The sequence below is a fragment of the Pseudomonas ulcerans genome (assembly GCF_036324125.1).
Classification (GTDB): domain Bacteria; phylum Pseudomonadota; class Gammaproteobacteria; order Pseudomonadales; family Pseudomonadaceae; genus Aquipseudomonas; species Aquipseudomonas ulcerans.
In genome coordinates, this window is record NZ_JAZDQN010000004.1 from 22118 (window position 1) to 44581 (window position 22464).

Sequence of the window (22464 nt, forward strand, 5' to 3'; positions counted from 1 at the left end):
AATTATTCCTCCGCCGCACTGTGGCGCAGACGGTTAATGCGGTTCTCGCTCCACTGCTTGAGCAGCAGGATGAAGAGCGCCAGGATCAGCAGCAGGCTGGCCACGCTGAAGGCCGCGACATGGTTGTATTCGTTGTAGAGGATCTCGACATGCAGCGGCAGGGTGTTGGTCACGCCACGGATGTGGCCGGACACCACCGACACCGCGCCGAACTCGCCCATCGCCCGCGCGGTACACAGCACCACGCCGTAGATCAGGCCCCACTTGATGTTCGGCAGGGTCACGTGCCAGAACATCTGCCAGCCGTTGGCGCCGAGCAGGCGCGCGGCCTCCTCTTCCTGGGTGCCCTGTTCCTGCATCAGCGGGATCAGTTCACGGGCGACGAAGGGCACGGTGACGAAGATCGTCGCCAGGACGATGCCCGGCAAGGCGAAGACGATCTGGATGTCGTGGTCCTGCAGCCACGGCCCGAACAGGCCCTGGGCACCGAACATCAGCACGTAGACGAGACCCGCGATCACCGGCGAGACCGAGAACGGCAGGTCGATCAGGGTGACCAGCACGCTTTTGCCGCGGAAGTTGTACTTGCTCACGCACCAGGCCGCGCAGACACCGAACACCAGGTTCAGCGGCACCGAGATGGCCACCGCGAGCAGGGTCAGTTTCAGGGCGGACAGGGCGTCGGCTTCGAAGATCGCTTCGAAGAAGGTGCCCAGGCCCATCTTCAGGCCCTGGGACACCACGATCACCAGCGGCAGCAGGAGGAACAGGGCGAAGATCAGCCAGCCAAGGCCGATCAGCACGCGCCGGGCAGTGGCGCTGCCACGGCGGGCGGCGTTGGCCGAAGCGGCCGCGCCAATTGCGGATGCAGACATGCTCAGGCCTCCTTCAAGGGGTTTCGATGCGCCGCTGCAGCAGGTTGATCAGCAGCAGCAGGATGAAGGAAACCACCAGCATCAGCACGCCGATGGCAGTGGCGCCGGTGTAGTCGTACTGGTCCAGCTTGACCATGATCAGCAGCGGCAGGATCTCGGTCTTCATCGGCATGTTGCCGGCGATGAAGATCACCGAGCCGTACTCGCCGACGCCGCGGGCGAAGGCCAGGGCGAAGCCGGTCAGCCAGGCGGGCAGCAGCGCCGGCATCAGCACGTGACGGAACACCTGCAGCGGCTTGGCTCCCAGGCAGGCGGCGGCCTCTTCGACTTCCCGGGGGATGTCGGCGAGTACCGGCTGCACCGTGCGCACCACGAACGGCAGGGTGACGAAGGTCAGTGCCAGGGTGATGCCAAGCGGGGTGTAGGCGATCTTGAAGCCGAGGTCGGTGGCGAACTGGCCGACCCAGCCGGACGGGGCATACAGGGCAGTCAGGGCAATGCCGGCGACGGCGGTGGGCAGGGCGAACGGCAGGTCGATCATCGCGTCGATGATCTTGCGTCCGGGGAAGGTGTAGCGCACCAGCACCCAGGCCAGCAGGGTACCGATCAGGCCATTGATGATGGCGGCGCAGAGAGCGGTGCCGAAACTCAGCTTCAGCGCGGCGAGGACTCGCGGGGCGCTGACGATGTTCCAGAACTGCTCCCAGGTGAGCTGCGAGGCATGCACGAACATGGCTCCCAGCGGTATGAGCACAATCAGACTGAGGTACACCAAGGTGTAGCCCAGCGTCAGCCCGAAGCCGGGTATGACGGGGGATATACGACGTGACATATAGGTCCCTGGTTGAACGCACGAAGCCCGGGACTAAGCCCGGGCCCATGCTGGCTACGAAACGGCGAGCATTCTAGTCAGGCGCGATCACTGCGCCGAGTAGATCTGGTCGAACACACCACCATCATTGAAGAACTTGGGTTGGGCAGTCTTCCAGCCACCGAAGTCTTTGTCGATAGTCACCAGGTCCAGTTTCGGGAACTGCTTGGCGTACTCGGCAGCGACTTTCTCGTCACGCGGGCGGTAGAAGTTGTCGGCGGCGATCTTCTGGCCGGCCGGGCTGTACAGGTACTTGAGGTATTCCTCGGCGATCTTCTCGTTGCCCTTCTTCTCGGCGTTCTTGTCGACCACGGCCACTGGCGGCTCGGCAAGGATCGACAGGGACGGCACGACGATCTCGAACTTGTCGCTGCCACCGTCTTCCTTCAGCGCCAGGAAGGCTTCGTTTTCCCAGGCCAGCAGGACGTCGCCCTGGCCGTTGTTGACGAAGGTGATGGTCGAGCCGCGGGCACCGGTGTCCAGGACCGGCACGTGCTTGAACAGCTCCTTCACGTATTCCTGGGCCTTGGCGTCGCTGCCGCCGGCTTTCAGGCCGTAGGCCCAGGCGGCGAGGAAGTTCCAGCGGGCGCCGCCGGAGGTTTTCGGGTTCGGGGTGATGACGGAGACGTCCTTCTTGATCAGGTCGCCCCAGTCCTTGATGCCTTTCGGGTTGCCCTTGCGCACCAGGAACACGATGGTCGAGGTGTACGGGGTGCTGGCGTCCGGCAGACGGGTCTGCCAGTTCTCCGGCAGGGTCTTGCCGAGCTTGGCCACTTCGTCGATGTCGCCGGCCAGGGCCAGGGTCACCACGTCGGCGCGCAGGCCGTCGATCACCGCGCGGGCCTGCTTGCCCGAGCCGCCGTGGGATTGCTGGATCTTCACCTTGTCGCCTGGGTTGGCCTGTTGCCAGTGCTTGATGAACTCGGCGTTGTACTGCTGGTACAGCTCACGGGTTGGGTCGTAGGACACGTTCAACAGTTCGTAGTCCTTGGCGATGGCGGAACCGGCAAAAACAGCACTGGCGAGTGCGGCCAGGGCATAACGGCGGATAGACATGGTGAAGCTCCCGATTTGGCTTTTTTCTAGTTAGGTATGACCCGGTGGCGGCGAGCTTCAGCTCGGTTTGTTGCCCGGGTTCTGCAGGCGGAATTTTTCCTTGCGTTCGATCTGCACGACCTGAGCGTTGTGTACGGTGATCTCCACCGCGCCGAAACGCAGGTCACGCAGTGCGCTCTGGATTTCGCGCAGGATGGTTGCTTCGTCCTGACCGTCAACGCTACGCAGAGATGCGCTCATGCTCGTGCTCCTTTGAGTGTGGGGGCCCGGGAGCAGCAAGGTAGGAAGGTGACTGCGCCTGGTGTGGGAGCAATCTTATGGGGGGCTGAATATTCTTAAAAATACTATTTAAGAATTTTTATATAGCTGAATTGATGATCTTTTCCATGAGACGCCGCAGCCCCCCTGTGGGAGCGGGTTCACCCGCGATAGCGTCGGTGGCTTCACCGCCGTCATCGCGGGTGAACCCGCTCCCACAAAGGCCGTGTCATCCCCGAAGGGTGTCTACCAGCGCAGATCCTGCGGCGGCACCGGCCGCCCATACCAGTAGCCCTGGCCCATGTCGCACTGGTGCTCCAGCAGGAAGCGCGCCTGCTCGGACTGCTCGATGCCCTCGGCATGGATCTGCATGCCCATGCTCCGCGCCAGCGCGATGATCACCCGCACGATGGCCACGTCATCGTCGTCGTTGGGCAACCCGGCGACGAAGCCCTGGTCGATCTTCAGCTTCTGCACCGGCAGGCGCTTGAGCCGCAACAACGACGAATAGCCGGTACCGAAGTCGTCGATGGCCAGGCGCAGCCCCAGGTCGCGCAAGCGATGCAGTTGCTCCAGCGCCACCTCCGGATCGTCCATCACCGCGCTCTCGGTCACCTCGACCTCCAGCCGCGACGGCTCAAGCCCGGTGTCGTCGAGCACCTGCGCCACCTGCTTGTACATCTCGCGATGAGCGAACAGGCGGCTGGAGACGTTGCAGGCGACGAAATCGAGCACCTTGCCCTCGCCCAGCCAGCGCACCATCTGTTGGCAGGACTGGCGCATCACCCACATGTCGATATCGGCGATCAGCCCGGTGCGCTCGGCGATGGGGATGAACTCCCCCGGCGGCACCAGCCCGCGCTGCGGGTGCAGCCAGCGCACCAGGGCCTCGGCACCGACCATCTTGCCGCTGAACAGGTCGTGTACCGGCTGGTAGTAGACCCGCAACTCGCCCTGCTCCAGGGCCCGGCGCAGCTCGCTGGCGGTTTCCACCCGCTGCTGGGCATGGGCGGTCAGTTCCTCGGTGTACAGCGCGTAGCCGGAACGGCCGTTGGCCTTGGCCTTGAACAGCGCCGCGTCGGCATTGCGCAGCAGTTGTTCGGCACTCTGCGCATCGCTGGGGAACAGGCTGATACCGATGCTGACACTGCTGAACAGGCGGTGGTTGTCCAGCTCGTAGGGCTCTTTCAGGACATTGACGATCAGTTGCGCGAGGTCCGCCGCCTGCCCCACCTGGGCGCAGTTCTCGCTGAGGATGGCGAATTCGTCGCCGCCCAGCCGGGCCAGGGTGACGCCAGGATCGATCACCAGCTTGAGACGGTCGGCCACGGCCTTGAGCAACTGGTCGCCGATGTTGTGGCCGAGGCTGTCGTTGATGCTCTGGAAATGGTCGAGGTCGAGCAAGAGCAGCGCGCAACCACGCTTGTTGGCCTGCGCCGCCGCCAGCGCCTGGGCGGCGCGGTCGTTGAACAGCAGGCGGTTGGGCAGGTTGGTCAGCGGATCGTGGTGAACCAGGAAGGCCAGCTCGCGCTCGGTATGCTTGATCGCGCTGATATCGCTGAACACGGCGACATAGTGGGTCAGTTCGCCGCCATCGTCGCGGATCGCGCAGATGGTCTGCCACTGCGGGTACACCTCGCCGCTCTTGCGCCGGTTCCACACCTCGCCGCTCCACTCGCCCTTGCTGTCCAGGGCGGCGTACATGGTGTCGTAGAACGCCTTGTCGTGGCGGCCGGACTTGAACTTGTTCGGGCGCTGGCCGATGACTTCCTCGCGCTGGTAGCCCGTGATGTTCATGAAGGCGCGGTTGACGTGGACGATGATGCCGTCGCGGTCGCTGACCAGCACGCCTTCCAGGGTGCTGTCGAACACCGCCGCGGCCATGCGCAGGCGTTCGCGGTCCTCGCGGCGCAGACGCGCGCCAAGGCCGATGAAGTTGAGCAGGCGCACCCGCGACAGGAAGATCAGCACGGCGCTGCAGGCCGCCCAGGTGTAGGCATTGATCAGCTGCCAGCTGGCCTTTTCCACCGGATCATCGAAAACACTGCTTAATATTTGATCAGATACGACCAGCCACAACAGCGACAGCACCAGGTACAGCGCGGCCATGCGCAAGGCGTCTCGTGCGGAAACAGACATAGCGTCTCGGATGCCCACATCAAAAGATGGGGCATTATAGGGACACTTTTCCCGGTTGACCTCCTATCTAAAAGGCCGACTGGTTTTATTTGACATCGTGGTAATAATGTCGATCGCTGTCCAACCGCTCTAAGAGGGCACTCCCACCTATGTGGTACTACGGTTTACTCGACCTGTCGGCCTGGCAACTGCTGGCGGTCACCCTGCTGATGACCCACGTGACCATCGTCGCGGTCACGGTCTATCTGCATCGCTACTCGGCCCACCGCTCCCTGGAGCTGAACGCCGGGCTCAAGCACTTCTTCCGTTTCTGGCTGTGGCTGACCACGGCGCAGAACACCCGCGAGTGGACCGCCGTCCACCGCAAGCACCACGCCAAGTGCGAAACCGAGGACGACCCACACAGCCCGGTGATCAAGGGCCTGTCCACCGTGCTGCGCAAGGGCGCCGAGCTGTACCGCGAAGAGGCGCGCAACCCGGAAACCCTGCGCATCTACGGCAAGAACTGCCCCGAGGACTGGATCGAGCGCAATCTCTATTCGCGCTACAAGCTTGGTGGCATCGCCCTGATGGCGGTGATCGACCTGCTGTTGTTCGGCACCATCGGCATCACCATCTGGGCCGTGCAGATGATGTGGATTCCGTTCTGGGCCGCCGGCGTGGTCAACGGCCTGGGCCATGCAGTGGGCTACCGTAACTTCGAATGCCGCGACGCCGCCACCAACCTGGTGCCGTGGGGCATCGTCATCGGTGGCGAGGAACTGCACAACAACCATCACACCTACCCCAACTCGGCCAAGCTTTCGGTCAAGCGCTGGGAGTTCGACATGGGCTGGGCCTGGATCAAGCTGTTCACCTGGCTGCGCCTGGCCAAGGTGCAGCGCGTCGCGCCGATCGCCCACCGCGTCGAGGGCAAGGGCCAGCTGGACATGGACACCGCCATGGCCATCCTCAACAACCGCTTCCAGATCATGGCCCAGTACCGCAAGCTGGTGATCGGCCCGCTGGTGAAGCAGGAGCTGGCCAGGGTCGATGACTCGGTACGCCACCAGTTCCGCCGCGCCAAGCGCCTGCTGTCGCGGGAGACCAGCCTGCTGGAAGACCGTCACCACCAGCGCATCCAGACCATGCTGGAGCACAGCCACGCGCTCAAGGTGATCTACGAGAAGCGCCTGGCCCTGCAGCAGATCTGGGCCCGTACCAGTGCCAACGGCCACGACATGCTCGCGGCGATCAAGGACTGGGTGCACGAGGCCGAAGCCAGCGGCATCCACTCGCTGCGTGAGTTCGCCGCGCAACTGAAGACCTACTCGCTGCGCCCTGCCCTGGCCTGACGGCCACTGATCGGAGCGCCCCGCCCTGGGGCGCCCGTTCCGGAACTTCCCTCCCGAATCAAGTTCTTACCAGATATGTCGCCCGCCTGGCGGGCCGGGCCGTGGCCCCCAGCGCCTTACTAGAAGTACTGCGAACATGGTCAAGATCACCACGCCGTCCCCGCCGTTCAATCCGCCTCCCGAGGCAGCCCAGACCCTGCTGGCCCTGATGCACGCCCAGGGTGAAGTCGCGCGCCTGAGCGAGCGCGAACAGCTGTTCAGCTCGCTGCTGGACAGCGTCAACGCCGTGCTCTGGGCCTTCGACTGGGAAACCCGCCAGGTGCTGTACGTCAGCCCGGCCTACGAGCGCATCTTCGGGCGCTCGGCGAGCCTGTTGCTGGCCGACTACAACCAATGGCGCGACGCGATCTACCCCGACGACCTCGACTACGCCGAGCGCACCCTCGCCGACGTGCTGGTCAAGGGCGCGGTGGAGGATCGCGAGTACCGCATCATCGCCGCCGACGGCCAGGTGCGCTGGCTGAGCGACAAGTGCTTCATCAACCAGCAGAGCGAAGGCCAGCGGGTCATCGTGGTCGGCATGGCCGAGGACATCACCGAGAAGAAGCAGCTCGAAGGCGAGCTGCAGCGCCTGGCCACCACCGACGTGCTGACCCAGAGCAGCAACCGCCGGCACTTCTTCGAATGCGCCGAGCAGGCCTTCGACAAGGCCCGGGCGGAAGGTGCGCCGTTGTCGTTCCTGTTGCTGGACATCGATGACTTCAAGCAGGTGAACGACACTTACGGCCATCCCGAAGGCGACCAGGTGCTGCAGCGCATCGCCGACAGCGGCAAGGCGGCGTTGCGCCGGGGCGACCTGTTCGGGCGGATTGGCGGCGAGGAATTTGCCGCGGTGTTCCCCGGGTGCCCGCCGGAAATGGCGATGCAGGTGGCGCAGCGCTTGCAGCGCGAGATCCAGCGGCTGAGCTTCAGCCACGAGGGGCAGACCTATGGCGTGACGGTGAGCCAGGGGTTGACCGGGATGGCCGACGGCGATGGCCTGCTGGACGATCTGTTCGCCCGGGCGGATGCGGCGATGTACCAGGCGAAGCGACAGGGGAAGAACCAGATAGTCCTGGGGTAATGGTGCTGGCTTGCTGCATGGGTATCTAAACATCTCAATCAGGCGCAACACGGACCAGGTGGGAGCGGATTCATCCGCGATTGGGCGCGAAGCGGCCATAAAACCGGTGCTCTCGGTGTGTCAGAAAGGCTCGGGATTAAGGTTTTACGACGGCTTCGCCGCCGATCGCGGATGAATCCGCTCCCACACCGACCGCGTTGCACCCCACCCAACATGTGTAGATACCGATGCCGCGATAAGGCCCGAAAGATCAAGGAAAGGCCTATTCCTTGCGCAGTCGGGCCAGCTCCGCCCTGCCCACCTTGAGCAACCTGGCCGTCTTGCCGGCGGCAATCTCTTCCAGCCCATCCTCCGCCCCCAGCCGCGCCAGCTGCCCGGCCAGGTTCATCACCAGGTCTTCCCGCGAGTACACCCCGCCACCCAGCTGGTAGATCGCCGCGATCAGCTCGCGCAGCTCCAGCGGCAAGCGCCAGCGCGTGCGCAACGCCGAGCCATACGCCGCCCCTGACTGGTTCAGCGACAGCTCGATCTCGTTCTCGTCCAGCTCGCCTCCCGCCAGCCGCCACTCCTGCAGGCAGCGCAACAGCGCCAGGTCGCCCAGGCAATGCAGCAATCCGGCGCAATAGCAGCGTTCATGGTCCAGTTCCAGCATCTGCGCCAGGTTGCGCCCATATTCGGCGCAGCGCAGCGACAGGTTCCAGTAGTCCTCGGCATAGCGGCCCAGCAACGGGTCGCTGAGCTTCGCGCTGCGCTTGAGCGCCAGGCCAAGGATCAAATTCATGCTCTGGGTCGTCCCCAGCTTGTTCAGCGCCTGCATCAGCGTCTGCACGTTACCCTCGCGGTGCAGGGCCGCGCTGTTGGCGGCAGCGATCAGTACGGCGGTAATCTGCGGGTCTTCGCGCACTTCCTCTTCCAGCACCCGCAGGTCCAGGCCCTGGGGGTTCAGGGCGCGCTTGATCGCCTGCTGCACGTCGGCGAACAGCGGCCCGCCATCGGCGGTGGCGCGGTGTTCCTCGATGAAGCGCGGCAAGGTCAGCCCGGCCCGCAGCGCCGGCACCTCGCAGGAAACCGACTCGCCCACCTTGAGCAACTGTTCTTCCAGGCGCTGGCGCAACAGGTCGAGGTTCAGCGGCTTGCTCAGGTACGCCGTCGGCGCCAGCGGCAGCGCCTCGCGCACGCTGTTCACGTCGCTGCGGCTGCTGATGATGATGAACGGCAACGCCGGCGTGCGCGGCCGCGAACGCACCTTGCGCAGCAGGTCGAGGCCATCGAGCCCCGGCAGCTCGCGGGCGGCGATGATCAGGTCGGGCTTGCTCGCCAGCCCGTCCAGCGCTTCGTTGCCATTGGCACAGACCTTCACTTCGGCGTCGCAACGGACGCTGAGCAGCATCTGGGTCAGCATGTCGCGCACCCACGGGTCTCCCTCGGCAATCATCACCTTGGGCGCGGCGGCGAGGTCTACAGCAGTCATCGGGATCTCCTTACAACCATGACGCGTTCCAGCGTACCTTCCGGTACCTCTCCTGTAACCCTTAGAAACCTTAGCGCTCAAAGTTCATCCCGGAGACGAAAAAAAACCCGCCGGAGCGGGTTTTTTTCTAACGCGTCACAGATCAGGCGAGTTCAGCGAAGCACTCTTCGATGATGGCCAGGCCTTTGTCCAGCAGCGCGTCTTCGGCGGTCAGCGGAACCAGGATACGCAGGACGTTGCCGTAGGTGCCGCAGGACAGCAGGATCAGGCCCTTGTCACGCGCCTTGGCGACCACGGCGTTGACCGCGGCAGCGTTCGGGGTGTGGGTGCCTTTCTCGAAGACTTCCACAGCGATCATCGAGCCCAGGGCACGCACGTCACCGATGATCGGGTGCTTGGCCTGGATTTCCTTCAGGCCGGCAACCAGACGCTCGCCAACGGCCTGGCTGCGCTCCAGCAGTTTCTCTTCCTCGAACACTTCGATCACGGCCAGGGCCGCGGCGCAAGCGATCGGCGAACCGGCGTAGGTGCCGCCCAGGCCACCCGGGGCGATGGCGTCCATGTATTCGGCCTTGCCGCACACACCGGCCAGCGGGAAGCCGCCAGCGATGGACTTGGCGAAGGTGGTCAGGTCAGGCGCGACGCCCATCTGCTCCATGGCGAAGAAGGTGCCGGTACGGCCAGCGCCGGTCTGCACTTCGTCGGCGATCAGCAGGATGCCGTGCTGGTCGCACAGGGCGCGCAGACGCTTCATCAGCTCTTTCGGCGCAGGCAGGAAACCGCCCTCGCCCTGGACTGGCTCGATGATGATCGCGGCGATGTCACGTGGCTCGGCGTCGTTCTTGAAGATGCGCTCGATGGAAGCGATCGACTCGTCGACGCTCACGCCGTGCAGCTCGTTCGGGAACAGTGCGCGGAAGATGCCGCCTGGCATCAGGCCCATGCCTGCGGAGTAAGGCACGACCTTGCCGGTCAGGCCCAGGGTCATCATGGTGCGGCCGTGGTAGCCGCCGGTGAAGGCGATCACGCCAGCGCGGCCGGTGGCTGCACGGGCGATCTTGACGGCGTTTTCAACGGCTTCGGAGCCGGTGGTGACCAGCAGGGTCTTCTTGGCGAAGTCACCTGGAACGCGAGCGTTGATCTTCTCGCACAGCTCGACGTACGGCTCGTAGGCCAGGACCTGGAAGCAGGTGTGGCTGACCTTGGTCAGCTGTTCCTGGACAGCGGCAACCACTTTCGGGTGCAGGTGACCGGTGTTCAGTACTGCGATGCCGCCGGCGAAGTCGATCAGTTCGCGGCCTTCAACGTCGATCACGGTGGAGTTCTTCGCGGTATCGACGAAGATCGGGTGGATCTGGCCTACACCGCGTGGAACGGCATTGACGCGACGCTGCATCAGGGATTCGTTGGTCTTGCTCATAGTGTCCTCAATTCGCCGCTTGGGCGGCGAGTTCAGATTGGCGACCGGTATTCACGGCAGGCAGTATTCGTTGATCGACTGCTGGCGTGGCCCGGGCCGCCGGGTGTTCCTGTGTAAAAAAGGCCAGCGAGACGTCGCTCTCGCGCCCCGCTGGCAGAGGTAAAGCCTTAACCGCGACTCAGATGCTGAGGCACAGGTACTTGATTTCCAGGTAGTCCTCGATGCCGTACTTGGAACCTTCACGGCCCAGGCCCGACGCCTTGATACCACCGAACGGCGCGACCTCGTTGGAGATCAGGCCGGTGTTGATGCCGACCATGCCGTATTCCAGCGCTTCGGCGACACGGAACACACGGCTCATGTCACGGGCGTAGAAGTACGAGGCCAGGCCGAACTCGGTGTCGTTGGACATGGCGATGACTTCGGCCTCGTCCTTGAAGCGGAACAGCGGCGCCAGCGGGCCGAAGGTCTCTTCCTTGGCAACGGCAGCGGTCTTCGGCACGTCGACCAGGATGGTCGGCTCGAAGAAGTTGCCTTCGATCAGCTTGCCGCCGGACAGGACCTTGGCGCCTTTCGAGACTGCGTCTTCGATGTGCTCCTGGACCTTGGCCACGGCCTTGCCGTCGATCAGCGGGCCGGTGGTGGTGCCTTCTTCCAGACCGTTGCCGATCTTCAGCTTGGCGACCGCGGCTTTCAGCTTCTCGGCGAAGGCGTCGTAGACACCGTCCTGCACGTAGATGCGGTTGGCGCAGACGCAGGTCTGGCCGTTGTTGCGGTACTTGGAGATGATCGCGCCCTCGACGGCCTTGTCCAGGTCGGCGTCGTCGAACACGATGAACGGAGCGTTGCCGCCCAGCTCCAGGGAAACCTTCTTGATGTCCTTGGCGCATTCTTCCATCAGCTGGCGACCGATTTCGGTCGAGCCAGTGAAGGACAGCTTGCGCACCAGGGAGTTGCCGGTCAGCTCGGAACCGACTTCGCCGGCGCTGCCGGTGATCACGCTCAGCACGCCAGCCGGGATGCCGGCACGGGTAGCCAGCTCGACCAGGGCCAGGGCGGAGTACGGGGTTTGCGAAGCAGGCTTGAGCACCATGGTGCAGCCAGCGGCCAGGGCCGGGCCGGCTTTACGGGTGATCATCGCCGCCGGGAAGTTCCACGGGGTGATGGCGGCGGTAACGCCGATCGGCTGCTTGATGACGATCAGGCGCTTGTCCGGCTGGTGGCCAGGGATGACGTCGCCGTAGACGCGCTTGGCTTCCTCGGCGAACCACTCGATGAACGAGGCAGCGTAGGCGATCTCGCCCTTGGCTTCGGCCAGTGGCTTGCCTTGCTCGGTGGTCATCAGGCGGGCCAGGTCGTCCTGGTTCTCGATCATCAGCTCGAACCAGCGGCGCAGCTTGCCAGCACGCTCTTTGGCAGTCAGGGCACGCCAGGCCGGCAGGGCCTTGTCGGCGGCTTCGATGGCACGGCGGGTTTCGGCAGCGCCCATTTTCGGCACGGTACCAATGACTTCGCCGGTGGCCGGGTTGGTCACCTTGATGGTCTGGCCGCTGTCCGCATCCAGCCACTCACCGTTGATGAAGGCTTGCTGACGGAACAACTGAGTGTCTTTGAGCTGCATGTCGACTTCCCTTGAACACCGTGCACGGACGGCGCGAATTATTGATTGTGGAGTCAGTGCCCGGCGTGGGCACCAGCCTGTAGGAATTGAGGCACCGGATTCGGGCCAATGTTCCACTCGCAGGCGTCGAGCGTTTGAAATCTCGAACGAATCCTAGGAGCAACTCCCTAAAAGGACAATAGGGCGTTTGAAAAAAAGAACGATTGACTGAACAGCCGGTTGGACTTCTCGACCGGCGGTGTTCTCACTGGCCTCATCGCTGGCAAGCCAGCTCCCACAGGAACTGCATGCACCGCTAACCCTGTGGGAGCTGGCTTGCCAGCGATGGGGCCATCAGCAACACCAGCTAACCCAGAGCCTTCAGATAGGCCCAGGGATAGATCCCCCGCTCATGCCCATCGCTGAACACCAACTGGACACCATAGCCCTGCCCTTCGACCCGTTCCACCCGCACCGTTTCGGCGACCAGGTCGATGCGCCCGCCCAGCCGCCCTGCTCGACATTGCGAACAGGGGCAGGCGCCGCGCAGCCGGGCATGGCTGATCACCTGCTCGCCGTCATCCCATTGCAGGACCAGCTCGCCGTGCTCGCGCCGGTTGCGTACGCCACGGGGTACGTTCACTGCAACTGCACCAAGGCAATGCGCACGGCCTTGCGCACCTCGGGGTCGGCGTCCGCTTCGGCGGCGCGCAGGGCCGGCAGCGCCGCCGCATCACCCAACTCACCCAAGGCCAGCGCCGCTTCCTTGCGCAGGTTGGCGATGCCGTGGCCGAGCAGTTCGGCCAGGCCGACCAACGCCGGTCGATGGCGCAGGCGCCCCAGGGACCGTGCCGCCCGCAGGCGCACCTGCCAGTAGCCGTCCTGCAGGGCATCAATCAGCGCCGGACCGGCCGCCTCGTGCCCGACCTTGCCCAGCGTGGTCGCCGCTTCCTCGCGCACCTGCCAGGCCTGGTCGCGCAGGGCGGCGGTCAGGGCCTCAAGGACGCCGCTGTCGCGAGCCAGGCCAAGGGCGCCGATGGCGGCACGGCGAACCTCGGTATCCGGTTCCTCGGCCGCCAGCCGCGCCAGCGCCGGCAACGCCGGTTGGTGCTTGAGCCAGCCAAGAATGCCCACCGCCTCGCGGCGCACCGCTGCGTCGCTATCCCCAAGCGCCAGCAGCGCCGGCCCTGCCGCGTCTTCCAGGCGCAGCTCGCGCAGGGCGCGCAAGGCACTGGCGCGGACAAAGGCATCGGCATGCTTGACCCACGGCAGGATCAACTGGCCGGCCTCCAGGCTCTTCAATTCGCTGAGACTCTGCGCCGCCGCCAGCCGTACCGGTTCGGCGCTGTCGGCCAGGGCCGCACACAGACCCTGCACCACTTCCGGATCCTCCCAGGCCTCCAGCAGCCGCGCCGCCTCGGCACGTACCTGGGCCGCCGGGTCCACCAGCAGGGCATCGGTCAGCCATGGCAGGCCGTCGGGTTCTTCCAGGTCGGCGAGCTCGATCAGGGCAATGCGGCGCACGGCAGCATCGGTGTCGTTGAGGCGCGGCAGCAGTTCAAGAATGTCGGGGTTGTCGCTGGTTCTTTCGCTCATAGGGCAATCCGTAACGGTGGAGGGTCGCTGTCCGGCAGGCCGAGCGGGGTCAGGCGCGGCAGTTCGCGGCCCTCTTCGTGGCGCAGCAGGGCCAGGCAGTGACGCTTGAGGTGGGTGAAGGCCGGGCTGGTCAGCAGGCTGGCGTGCCGCGGACGGGGAAAGCTCAGGCGCAGGTCTTCGATGAAGCGCCCGGGACGCGGGCTCATCACCAGGATGCGGTCGGCGAGGAACAGCGCCTCGTCGATATCGTGGGTGACGAAGACCACGGTGGTGCGGATCCGCGTCCAGATATCCAGCAGCAGTTCCTGCATGCGCGAGCGGGTCTGCGCATCGAGGGCGCCGAAGGGTTCGTCCATCAGCAGCAGGCGTGGCCGGTTGATCAGCACCCGGGCGATCTCGGCGCGCTGCTGCATGCCGCCGGACAACTGGCTGGGCCAGCGTTCGGCAAAGTCGGAAAGCCCCACCAGCTGCAGCATCTCCAGGGCGCGGCGCTGCCGCTCGGCTTTGCCCTGGCCCTGCATCTTCAGGCCGAAGGCGACGTTGTCCAGCACGCTGCGCCACGGCAGCAGGGTGTGGTGCTGGAAGACCATGCCGCGCTGCGGCGACGGGCCGTCGACGGTGCGACCATCCACCAGCAACTCGCCGCCACTGGGCACCAGGTGCCCGGCCAGCGCCCCGAGCAAGGTGGACTTGCCGCAACCGGACGGCCCCAGGATGCACACGAACTCCCCCGGCTCGATGGCGAAATCCAGCGCCTGCACCGCCTCGAAGGCCTGGTTGCCCTGGCCCAGGCGGATGGACACGCCGCGTGCATCGATGCGCCCCGGCTCCGGGGCCTGTTGATAACTCGTCATCAGGACGCCCTCCGCACGCGGTACCAGGGCGTGGCCAGCGCGCCGAGGCGCTTGACCAGGGCGCTGCTGCCCATGCCCAGCACGCCGATCAGGAGCATGCCGACAATGATGTCCGGGTAGTTCTGCAAGGTGTAGGACTCCCAGGTGTAGTAGCCGATGCCGAACTGCCCGGAGATCATCTCGGCGGTGACCAGGCAGAACCACGAGGTGCCCATGCCGATCGCCAAGCCAGTGACGATGCTCGGCAAGGCACCCGGCAGCACCACTTCACCCAGGATCGCCCAGCGCCCGGCGCCGAGGCTGCGCGCCGACGCCACCAGCCGCGGGTCCACCGCCTCGACGCCATGCACGGTGTTGAGCAACACCGGGAACAGCGCGCCGGTGAAGGTGATGAAGACCATGGACAACTCGGACGATGGGAACATCAGGATCGCCAGCGGAATCCACGCCACCGCCGGAATCGGTCGCAGCACTTCCAGGGGCGGCAGCAGCGTGTCTTCGGCCCAGCGCGAGCGGCCGATCAGCAGGCCAAGGCCAACGCCCAGCACGGCCGCCAGCAGGTAGCCGGAAAACACCCGCGACAGGCTGCTTGCCAGATGCATGAGCAGGGTGCTGGAGGTGAACAGCTGCCAGGCGGCGTCGAGCACCGCACCTGGCGTCGGCACATAGGTGAAGGTGAACAGGCCCAGGTCGAGCTTGTGGCGCGCCGCGACCTGCCAGAACAACAGGCAGGCCAGCAGCGATGCCACGCGCACGGGCCAGCGGATCAGGTTGCTGGTCATGCGGGTGGCCTCCGGTCAGCGCTGGGCGACCAGCTTGCGGCTGGCGTCGACGAAGTCCACGGCCTCGCCGCCATGGGCCTTGGCGTATTGCACGGCCTGGTCCTTGAGCAGGAAGGCAGACAATTGGCCCTGGCCGTTGCGCACGAACCAGGCCTGGTTGGCCAGCAGCTTGATGCCGCTGTCCGCCGCCTGGGCGTAGATGGCGCGGATGTCCTTGCCCTCCTGCTCCAGTTGGGCCAGGGCACCGAGTGCGGCTTCCGGCGAGGCGTAGTGGCGGACCTTGTCCTCGCCGCGCACCCAGATCTGCGCCAGGCGGCTGAAGTCGCTGATCGGCTTGCCGGTCAGCGCGTCGTTGGCCGTGAGCGGCAGCGGTGCGTAGTTCTTCAGCGCGATGTCGTAGTCCTGGCCGGCCTGCTTGAAGGCGGCGCGGATGTACTGGTCGTCGATGAACTTGTCGGTGTCCAGGCCGCGGTCGGTCTTCTTCAGCAGCTTGAGGGTGTCGATGGAGGTCGCCACCGCCTGGCGGTACTCGGGCTTCCAGGTCAGGTCGCGGGTCTGCAGGCCAAGCGGGCCGTGGAACAGGTAGTTGACCTCGGCCTCGATGCCGGTGACCTTCTCGATCAGCTCGCTGTACTTCTCCGGCTCGGCAGCGATCAGGCGGTCGGCTTCGAGGCTGGCGCGCAGGTAGGCGGTGACCACTTCCGGGTATTTCTTCGCGTAGTCGGCATCCACCAGCGCGCCGTGGAAGGTCGGCGCGTTGGCCTGGGCGCCATCGTAGATCTTGCGGGCGAAGCCACGGTTGGGGAACAGCTCGGCGAACGGCACGAAGTCGGCGTGGGCCTCGATGCGGTTGCTGCGCAGTGCAGAGCCGGCGATCTCCGGGGCCTGGGCGATGATCTTCACGTCCTTCTGCGGGTCCCAGCCCTGGGCGGCGATGGCGCGCAGGAGCATGCCATGGGCGGTGGAGGCGAACGGCACGGAGATGGTCTTGCCCTTCAGCTCGGCCAGCGACTGCACGCTGGAGGCCGCCGGCACGACGATGCCGTTGCCGCTGCCGTGGACGCTGCCGGACAGCACGCTGATGAACAGGCTGCGCTTGCCCGCGTCGAGATGGGCGACGCCGTTGAACGAGCCGGGGAAGTCGGCCATGGCGCCGAAGTCCAGCTTGCCGGCGACCATCTCGTTGGTCAGCGGTGCGCCGCTGGTGAAGTTCTTCCATTCGATCTGGTACTTGGCGTCCTTGTACTTGCCGTCATGGGGCAGGTACTTGTCGAGCAGGCCCAGCTCGCGGATCAGCAGGCCGCCGGTGGCGCAGTTGATGGTGGTGTCCTGGGTGCCGATGGCGACGCGGATGGTCTCGGCGCTGGCGTTGAGGCTGGCGATCGCCAGCGCGAGGCCGGCCACGGTGGTTGCAAGGCGCATGGGTGTTTCCCCTCGAATCGTTAGGTATTGGAATCGTCTCCGCCACCGGGTCGGGTGGTGGGAAACGAGGGGCATCGGGATGGGCGTCCGGTGGTTCGGCCGGATGGCGGGGTTAGCTCAGCGCAGCAGGTAGGGAATCTCTACCTTGACCGCGCCGGTGGGGCAGTCCTTCTCGCAGGGCATGCAGTACCAGCACTCGTCGAAGGCCATGTAGGCCTTCTGGGTGGCCGGGTTGATCGCCAGCAGGTCCATGGGGCAGACCTCGACGCAGACGGTGCAGCCTTTTTCGGCGATGCACTTGTCCTCGTCGATGGTGACCGGGGCACTGCTCCTGAAGAAGATGTCCTGGGCTTGGTAGGCCATGTTCACGGTGTCCTTGGAGCCTTTGGCTCTCTTTATCTGTGTCTGACAACAAGGCTTGTGGGGTGGCTGATGGCCTCATCGCTGGCAAGCCAGCGATGAGGCCCGCAAGAGCAGCACAAAATCAGGCGGCATCGACCCGGACGCGCAGCCGCTCATAGGCCGTCTGCTCATCGGCATCCAATGCAATCAGGTACGGCTCGACCGCCTTCTTGAAACTGGTCATCTCACCGTCTTCACCCTTCTTGAGATGGCAATGGCAGAACCACTCGCCATCATTGCGCTCGGGGAAGTCCACCCGGTGGTGATACAGCCCCCACCGGCTCTCCTCGCGGAACAACGAGGCCCGCGCCGCCATTTCGGCGCAGTCGCGGATCACCGCCACTTCCATCGCCCGCATCAGCTCGTGCGGGTTGTGCGCCTTCATCTGCGCCAGGTCGCGCTCGATCTCGGCGAAGCGGGCCAGGCCGATTTCCATCTTCTTGGTCACCTTGGGCGGCTGCAGGTAGTCGTTGACCATGCGCCGCAGCTTGTACTCGACCTGCGCCGGCGGCAGGCCGTGCTCGCGGTTCAGCGGTGCGAATACCCGCTCGCGCTCACGCTCGACCTGGGCTTCGTCGACCTCGGCGAAGTCACGCCCGGCCACGTAATGCGCCGCGTTGACCCCGGCGAACCAGCCGTAGGTAAAGGCGCCGAGCATGTAGTTGTGCGGCACCGCCGCCATGTCGCCGGCGGCATACAGGCCCTTGACGCTGGTCTCGGCCTTCTCGTTGACCCACACCCCGGACGCCGAATGCCCCGAGCAGAAGCCGATCTCGGAGATATGCATCTCCACCATGTGCTGGCGGTAGTCGGTACCGCGGTTGGCGTGGAACTGGCCGCGGCTCGGGCGCTCGTTGCTGTGCAGGATTTCCTCGATGTTCTGGATGGTTTCCTCGGCCAGGTGATCGAGCTTGAGGAACACCGGGCCGTTGCCGCCTTCCAGCTCCTGGTGGAACTCCCACATCATCTGTCCGCTCCAGTAGTCGCACTCGATGAAGCGTTCGCCCTTGCTGTTGGCGGTGTAGCCGCCCAGCGGGCCGGTGACGTAGGCGCAGGCCGGGCCGTTGTAGTCCTTGATCAGCGGGTTGATCTGGAAACATTCGAGGTTCGCCAGCTCGGCCCCGGCGTGATAGGCCATGGCATAGCCGTCGCCGGCATTGGTCGGGTTCTCGTAGGTGCCCATCAGGTAGCCCGACGACGGCAGGCCGAGGCGCCCGGCGGCGCCGCAGGCGAGGATCACGGCCTTGGCGCGGATCACCTTGAACTCACCGCTGCGACAATCGAAGCCGAGCACGCCGGCGGCAGCGCCCTCGCCATCCAGCAGCACGCGGGTGCAGACCATGCGGTTGCTGATCTCGACCCGAGCGCGCTTGAGCTGGCGGTACAGCACCTTCTTGATGTCGTGCCCTTCCGGCATCGGCAGCACATAGGCGCCCATGTGGTGGACCTTCTTCACTGCGTAGTCGCCAGTCTCGTCCTTCTCGAACTTCACGCCCCAGCGGTCCAGTTGCTCGATGGTTTCGAAGCTCTTGGTGGCGTAGGCATGCACGGCAGCCTGGTTGACGATGCCGTCGTTGGCCACGGTGATTTCCTTGGTGTACTGCTCCGGCGTGGCATGGCCGGGAATGATCGCGTTGTTCAGGCCGTCCATGCCCATGCTGATGGCGCCGCTGCGCTTGACGTTGGCCTTGTCCAGCAGCAGCACGCGCAAACTCTTGTCCTGCTCCTTGGCCTTGATCGCAGCCATGGGCCCGGCGGTGCCGCCGCCGATGATGACGATGTCGTAGTCCTGGGTCGCGATGCTCATGCCTTGGGCCCCTTCTGCCGGTCGATGCGCAGGCGATACTGGAAGGCGTCGCCGCGGTAATAGAGGTGTTCGAAGTCCAGCGGCGTGCCGTCGGCGGCGTGGGTAAGACGCTCGATGCGCATGATCGGCGAGCCCTCTTCCACTTCCAGCGCCTGGGTCAGGTCGCTGTCGGCGAGCACCGCGTCGATGGCCAGGTCGGCGTGGCCGAGGGCGATGCCGCAGTCGTTTTCCAGGACCAGGAAGATGTCGCGGGTCACCAGGTCGGCCTTCTCCAGCTTTTCGCCGACGGCCCGGGGCAGCCAGGTCAGCTCCAGCGACACCGGCTCGCGGTTGATCAGGCGCACCCGGCGGATCTCGGTGACCGGCGCGCCCTCCTCGATCTGCAAGCGTGCCGCCACCAGGGCATTGGCCGGCACATGGCGCAGGCTGCGCAGGCGGTTGATAACCTCGTAGCCCATCTGCGTCATCGACTCGGCCAGGCCTTGCAGGGTGCTGACGTTCTGGAACGCCTTGGGCTTGGCGACGAAGGTGCCCTTGCCGTGGATCTTGAAGATCAGCCCCTCTTTCTGCAGGTCGCCCAGCGCCTGGCGCACGGTGATGCGGCTGACCTCGAACGCCTTGCCCAGCTCCGCCTCCGAAGGCATGCGGCTGTGGGGCGGATAGGTGCCATCGAGGATGCGCTCGCGCAGCAGTTCCTTGAGCTGGGAGTAGAGCGGTACCGGGGACAGGGGGAGCAGTTCGGCCATGGTTCTCTTCACTGGATCGGTGATTTGTTATAACAAGTTGTGACGAGAGAGTAGGCGATCTAACGGAGGGCGAGGAAATACCGATATCGAATATAGATAGTCCGGGGTGGCAGGGGAAAAAGGCCGAAGATCAAGGCGATGGACGCCATACACCAAGATGGGTATCATGGCGCCCGCGTTGCACTCGTAGCTCAGCTGGATAGAGTACTGCCCTCCGAAGGCAGTGATCATCGAGTTGAGAAGGGTGCAGGCTAGTGGTCAAATAGTTCGCCGCAACACATACGCACCTGTAGCTCAGCTGGATAGAGTATTGCCCTCCGAAGGCAAGGGTCGTGGGTTCGAATCCCGCCAGGTGCGCCATATCCTCTTGATTCAATGGCCTTTTTCTAAGGCTTCGCCGCTTCCGCTGCTGAATCGGCGCCCTCCAGCAAAATTCCCTTGATGCCAGCTCTCAGGCTGCGATGAGCACTGCCCTCAGTGTCATCTAGCGGCGGCTTTTCAGGCTGTGCCAATTCTGTGCCCAAAGCGTGCCGCACGGTGAGATGGCATGCCGGTTACTTCGCAGAGATTGAGTATTAGCCACAATCAGGCACAACTCCCAACCCATCTGAAAGCACCTAAGCAGAAGGGGCCTTTCGGCCCCTTCGTTACTTTAGTTGTTGAGCATGCTCTCCAGCTTTTCGATCAGGAAGTCCAGCGGGCTGCGCCCCTCCAACCGTTTCTCGAAGACCTCATTACGGTGATAGGCGACCCAGGTATCGAGCGCCTGGCGGTTGTTCTTCTCGTAGCCGGAGCCAAGGATGCAGACCAGTTCATTGCCGTTGGGGCTCTCGAGGTAGTGGCTCATGGCAGAAGCCAAATGCTTCAAGTACTGGTGTTCACGAGCTTCCATCGCCGGATGCAGGTACGTGACGTTGCTGCGGTTGATCAATTTCATGTGAGTACTCCTCAGTCCTTCAAATTGGCTTGGATCAGATTGTCGAAGGCGCTTCCGTCACGTCGGGTCAAGTTAGGCACGTAGCGCGAGTAGACGCGGAACAGCATCTCTGTAGTTGTGTGGCCCATCTGCCGGGCAATCCACTCCGGGTTTTCGCCTGCAGCCAGCCAAAGGGTCGCAGCCGTATGGCGGGTCTGGTAAGGGCGTCGCTGGCGCAGCCCCAGATGACGCAGCAGCGGAAACCAAACCCTGTTGTTGATGTTGCGGTACGAAAAAGGCGTACCTTCCCGAGAACAGAAGACGAACTGACCACTCCCCGTCTTCTTCTGCTGATCGAGCAGGGCCTTGTACACCGGGCCAGACATGTCGATTTCGCGTTGCGAGCCGTCATTCTTCGTGTAGTCGAGCCGGCCACCGACCCAAGTTTCGCGGATAAGGATTTGCCGCCTCTGAAAGTCGACGAATTTCCACTGCAGGCCGTCGACTTCTCCCGTGCGCATCCCGGTGAAGAAGCGCACCGTGTAGTAGTTGCGGAAGTCCTCGCGCACGGCACCGAGAATCTGCAGCACTTCATCCAGAGTGAACGGCTCCACATCGGTCTTGGGAACCTTCAGCGATTTGATGTTGAGGTACGGTGAAGTAAACTCAAACCGGTCAGCCGCCTCACTAAGGATCATGCGCAATGGCGTCATGATGTGGTTGATTCGCGTCGCTGACAGAGCCTGCCCCTTCAGCCCGGGAACTTTGCCGAGTGCCGAGCGGAAGGACAGGATTTCTGCCTTGGTGATGGCGCTGACTTCTTGTCTGCCGAATGTTGGTAGCAGGTATTTATCAAGGGTCTGACGTACCGTCGTTGTATGTGTGTCGCGCCACTCCACACGCTTTTCGTCGAACCAGCGTTCGGCGAAGTCCCTAAATGGTGGAGTCTTCAATATCGCGCAGCCAGCCCGCAGTCTTGCGAACTCCTGAACCTTGCTGCTTTGCGGAAAGTAAGTGGCATAGTCGAAGCTTCCCAGCGTGATTTCTGCCTCAATACGCTCAAGGATTTTCTCCAGCTTTTTTCGATTGGCCGGCGTATCAGGCAACGTGGTTTGCTCACGGCAGCGTTTGTCCAGATAAGTGAAGTCGAAGAACAACTTCTCGTTGTCGGCACGGGCACGAATCTTACCCATGGCAAATGCCTCCGCCGGCCATAGGTATCAAACTGGAGGTGCGGGAATGCTTCTGCATGTCCTTTTCGATGGCCTCCCAAATGAACAGGATCTTTCGACCACCAAACGGGCGGAAGTAATGGATGCCTTCGAGCAGTACCGAGTCCTTCAGGCGGTTACGGATGGTGCGCACGTCGTACTTCATACGCGTGGCCAGCTCCTCGGTGGTCAGATAGGTGTGAGACATAGCAATGCCCTCTCTGCTAAATTGAACGACAGCGGATTCTTATGAGCTCCTGATAGCTCATAATGATCTCCTAAAGATCAATATAACGCTCATTTTGGGCTTTGCAAGTACAAAATGATCTCTAGAAGATCATTTTTTGGAGATTGAGATGGTCAAGTGCCATTTATCTCGCCTACTCGGTGAGCGGAAATTGAAGATAAGTGACGTGGTTAGGGACACGGGGATCAACCGCGGAACCCTCACGCGGCTCTATCACGAGACCGCGCAACGGGTGGAGCTCAAGGACCTGGAGACGATCTGCCAGTACCTGAACTGTGAGGTGGGTGAGTTGCTGGAACTGCAGGATGATCCGGAGGGCTGAATGCCCTCCGGA

The 22464-nt window shown here is 63.9% G+C and carries 22 protein-coding genes and 1 tRNA gene; 4 read left to right on the top strand and 19 right to left on the bottom strand.

Annotated elements, in window-relative coordinates; translation table 11 throughout:
* Positions 1 to 2: 2 nt before the first annotated feature.
* The 5 genes from cysW to dibA form a co-directional block, all read right to left on the bottom strand.
* Positions 3 to 875: a sulfate ABC transporter permease subunit CysW gene (gene cysW / locus V0R59_RS05025; RefSeq protein ID WP_330072634.1), complete on the bottom strand. Its 873-nt coding sequence runs from the start codon at positions 873 to 875 to the stop codon at positions 3 to 5.
* A 13-nt stretch (positions 876 to 888) separates the two neighbouring features.
* Positions 889 to 1707 carry a sulfate ABC transporter permease subunit CysT gene (cysT, locus tag V0R59_RS05030; RefSeq protein ID WP_330072635.1) on the bottom strand — a complete coding sequence of 273 codons (819 nt, stop codon included), beginning with the start codon at positions 1705 to 1707 and terminating at the stop codon, positions 889 to 891.
* Positions 1708 to 1794: 87 nt separating this feature from the next.
* Positions 1795 to 2802, bottom strand: coding sequence for a sulfate ABC transporter substrate-binding protein (locus tag V0R59_RS05035; protein WP_330072636.1), 1008 nt, complete (start codon positions 2800 to 2802; stop codon positions 1795 to 1797).
* A 57-nt stretch (positions 2803 to 2859) separates the two neighbouring features.
* Positions 2860 to 3042, bottom strand: coding sequence for a sulfur starvation response protein OscA (oscA, locus tag V0R59_RS05040; RefSeq protein WP_007941032.1), 183 nt, complete (start codon positions 3040 to 3042; stop codon positions 2860 to 2862).
* A gap of 264 nt (positions 3043 to 3306) precedes the next feature.
* On the bottom strand, positions 3307 to 5199 hold the full coding sequence (dibA, locus tag V0R59_RS05045) for a phosphodiesterase DibA (protein WP_330072637.1): 1893 nt from the start codon (positions 5197 to 5199) through the stop codon (positions 3307 to 3309).
* 149 nt (positions 5200 to 5348) lie between these two features.
* Between dibA and desA the strand changes: the two genes are divergently transcribed.
* Positions 5349 to 6533 (top strand): delta-9 fatty acid desaturase DesA, encoded by a 1185-nt coding sequence (desA, locus tag V0R59_RS05050; RefSeq protein WP_330072638.1) that lies wholly within the window; start codon positions 5349 to 5351, stop codon positions 6531 to 6533.
* Between the two features lie 136 nt (positions 6534 to 6669).
* Positions 6670 to 7656, top strand: coding sequence for a GGDEF domain-containing protein (locus tag V0R59_RS05055; RefSeq protein ID WP_330072639.1), 987 nt, complete (start codon positions 6670 to 6672; stop codon positions 7654 to 7656).
* A gap of 262 nt (positions 7657 to 7918) precedes the next feature.
* Here the strand turns inward: V0R59_RS05055 and V0R59_RS05060 are convergent, their stop codons facing one another.
* The 11 genes from V0R59_RS05060 to V0R59_RS05110 all read right to left on the bottom strand — a co-directional run bounded on the left by V0R59_RS05060 (position 7919) and on the right by V0R59_RS05110 (position 19756).
* A complete protein-coding gene (locus V0R59_RS05060; RefSeq protein ID WP_330072640.1) occupies positions 7919 to 9127 on the bottom strand; it encodes a response regulator in 1209 nt (402 codons plus the stop codon).
* Between the two features lie 142 nt (positions 9128 to 9269).
* On the bottom strand, positions 9270 to 10547 hold the full coding sequence (gene gabT, locus V0R59_RS05065; RefSeq protein WP_330072641.1) for a 4-aminobutyrate--2-oxoglutarate transaminase: 1278 nt from the start codon (positions 10545 to 10547) through the stop codon (positions 9270 to 9272).
* A 178-nt stretch (positions 10548 to 10725) separates the two neighbouring features.
* Complete coding sequence (gene gabD, locus V0R59_RS05070) at positions 10726 to 12168, bottom strand: NADP-dependent succinate-semialdehyde dehydrogenase (protein WP_330072642.1); 1443 nt, start codon at positions 12166 to 12168, stop codon at positions 10726 to 10728.
* Positions 12169 to 12514: 346 nt separating this feature from the next.
* The gene (locus tag V0R59_RS05075; RefSeq protein ID WP_330072643.1) at positions 12515 to 12790 is read right to left on the bottom strand and encodes a DUF971 domain-containing protein; all 276 of its coding nucleotides are present in this window, start codon (positions 12788 to 12790) and stop codon (positions 12515 to 12517) included.
* Positions 12787 to 13743, bottom strand: a complete 957-nt coding sequence (locus V0R59_RS05080; protein ID WP_330072644.1) for a HEAT repeat domain-containing protein — start codon at positions 13741 to 13743, stop codon at positions 12787 to 12789. The genes V0R59_RS05075 and V0R59_RS05080 overlap by 4 nt, the downstream gene beginning before the upstream one ends.
* Positions 13740 to 14597: an ABC transporter ATP-binding protein gene (locus V0R59_RS05085; protein WP_330072645.1), complete on the bottom strand. Its 858-nt coding sequence runs from the start codon at positions 14595 to 14597 to the stop codon at positions 13740 to 13742. The genes V0R59_RS05080 and V0R59_RS05085 overlap by 4 nt, the downstream gene beginning before the upstream one ends.
* Positions 14597 to 15379: an ABC transporter permease gene (locus tag V0R59_RS05090; RefSeq protein WP_330072646.1), complete on the bottom strand. Its 783-nt coding sequence runs from the start codon at positions 15377 to 15379 to the stop codon at positions 14597 to 14599. Before V0R59_RS05090 ends, V0R59_RS05085 begins: the two co-directional genes overlap by 1 nt.
* A 15-nt stretch (positions 15380 to 15394) precedes the next feature.
* Complete coding sequence (locus tag V0R59_RS05095) at positions 15395 to 16801, bottom strand: ABC transporter substrate-binding protein (protein WP_330072647.1); 1407 nt, start codon at positions 16799 to 16801, stop codon at positions 15395 to 15397.
* 117 nt (positions 16802 to 16918) lie between these two features.
* Positions 16919 to 17164 (bottom strand): 4Fe-4S dicluster domain-containing protein, encoded by a 246-nt coding sequence (locus tag V0R59_RS05100; RefSeq protein WP_009400169.1) that lies wholly within the window; start codon positions 17162 to 17164, stop codon positions 16919 to 16921.
* Positions 17165 to 17285: 121 nt separating this feature from the next.
* On the bottom strand, positions 17286 to 19010 hold the full coding sequence (locus tag V0R59_RS05105) for a fumarate reductase/succinate dehydrogenase flavoprotein subunit (protein ID WP_330072648.1): 1725 nt from the start codon (positions 19008 to 19010) through the stop codon (positions 17286 to 17288).
* On the bottom strand, positions 19007 to 19756 hold the full coding sequence (locus tag V0R59_RS05110) for a GntR family transcriptional regulator (RefSeq protein WP_330072649.1): 750 nt from the start codon (positions 19754 to 19756) through the stop codon (positions 19007 to 19009). Before V0R59_RS05110 ends, V0R59_RS05105 begins: the two co-directional genes overlap by 4 nt.
* 283 nt (positions 19757 to 20039) lie before the next feature.
* Between V0R59_RS05110 and V0R59_RS05115 the strand changes: the two genes are divergently transcribed.
* Positions 20040 to 20116: transfer RNA gene (locus V0R59_RS05115), tRNA-Arg, on the top strand.
* Positions 20117 to 20408: 292 nt separating this feature from the next.
* Here the strand turns inward: V0R59_RS05115 and V0R59_RS05120 are convergent.
* From V0R59_RS05120 to V0R59_RS05130, 3 genes are read right to left on the bottom strand one after another with little or no spacing between them, the layout of a single operon-like run.
* Positions 20409 to 20693 (bottom strand): hypothetical protein, encoded by a 285-nt coding sequence (locus V0R59_RS05120; protein ID WP_003282464.1) that lies wholly within the window; start codon positions 20691 to 20693, stop codon positions 20409 to 20411.
* A gap of 11 nt (positions 20694 to 20704) precedes the next feature.
* Complete coding sequence (locus V0R59_RS05125; RefSeq protein WP_003282465.1) at positions 20705 to 21865, bottom strand: Arm DNA-binding domain-containing protein; 1161 nt, start codon at positions 21863 to 21865, stop codon at positions 20705 to 20707.
* Positions 21858 to 22091 (bottom strand): hypothetical protein, encoded by a 234-nt coding sequence (locus V0R59_RS05130; RefSeq protein ID WP_003282466.1) that lies wholly within the window; start codon positions 22089 to 22091, stop codon positions 21858 to 21860. Before V0R59_RS05130 ends, V0R59_RS05125 begins: the two co-directional genes overlap by 8 nt.
* Before the next feature lie 148 nt (positions 22092 to 22239).
* Here V0R59_RS05130 and V0R59_RS05135 point away from each other — a divergent pair, with 148 nt between their 5' ends.
* Complete coding sequence (locus tag V0R59_RS05135) at positions 22240 to 22452, top strand: helix-turn-helix domain-containing protein (RefSeq protein WP_003282467.1); 213 nt, start codon at positions 22240 to 22242, stop codon at positions 22450 to 22452.
* The last annotated feature ends 12 nt before the right edge of the window (positions 22453 to 22464 follow it).